Raw genomic sequence first — 1,049 nt, forward strand, 5'->3', positions numbered from 1 at the left:
TAGAGCGGTTCATCGCTTCTCGGAATCGCTAGATTCTCGAATCAGCAAATATGTGATTCCTGATGGGTACTGGAAAGGAGGCCAGTATCCATGACACGACCATATTCCAATGATCTTCGTGAAAGAGTTGTCGCTGCAGTTGCGGCCGGTCAGAGCTGCCGGGTGGTGGCGGATCGGTTCGATATAGCTGTTTCCTCTGTGGTGAAGTGGTCGCAGCGTTATCGAACGACGGGCAGCGTTACGCCTGGGAAGATGGGCGGCCATCGCCGGCGGGTGCTGGAGCCGCATCGTGCCTTCATCATCGAGCGGATTGAGAAGACCTCGCATCTGACCCTGCATCGTCTGAAGGACGAACTGGCGGCGCACGGCGTGACAGTCTCCCACAACGCCATCTGGCAGTTCATGCGTCGCGAAGGCTTCAGCTTTAAAAAAAACACTATTCGCCCTTGAGCAAGGCCGTGCCGATATCGCCCGGCACCGCAGGCGCTGGAAAGCCTGGCAAAGCCGTTTCGACCCGAGTCGTTTGGTCTTTATCGACCAAACTTGGATCAGAACCAACATGACGCCGTTGCGGGGCTGGGGGCCAAAGGGCAAAAGGCTGCACGGCTTTGCCCCGCATGGCCGCTGGCGAACGCTGACCTTCCTCGGCGCGCTCCGCTGCGATCGGCTAACCGCGCCCTGCGTCTTCGACGGCCCGATCAACGGCGAGTGCTTCCGCGCCTATGTGAGCCAGCAACTGATTCCGACCCTCAAATCCGGCGACATTGTCATCGCCGACAATCTCGGTTCTCACAAATCCAAAGCAATCCGGGATGCCATCAAGGCGGTCGGGGCAAGGCTGTGGTTCCTGCCGAAATACTCGCCCGACCTCAATCCGATCGAACAGACATTCGCCAAAATCAAGCATTGGATGCGCGAAGCTCAAAAGCGAACCAGCGAGGATACATGGCGCCATCTCGGGCACCTCGTCGAAACCATCAAACCAGACGAATGCGAAAACTACTTCCGCAATGCAGGATACGCTTCAGTCAAAACATGAACCGCTCTAG

Annotated in this window: 1 protein-coding gene; it reads left to right on the plus strand. The window is 57.3% G+C overall.

What is annotated here, in order from left to right:
- Positions 1-90 precede the first annotated feature (90 nt).
- Positions 91-1,039, plus strand: a protein-coding gene (locus tag ACIPSK_RS33005) for an IS630 family transposase (RefSeq protein WP_162116853.1) whose coding sequence is annotated in 2 segments (ribosomal slippage) — positions 91-426 and positions 428-1,039 — 948 coding nt in all. Because the reading frame shifts where the segments join, the coding sequence is not laid out codon by codon here.
- Positions 1,040-1,049 lie beyond the last annotated feature (10 nt).

This window comes from Rhizobium sp. LARHSG275 (genome assembly GCF_052871115.1).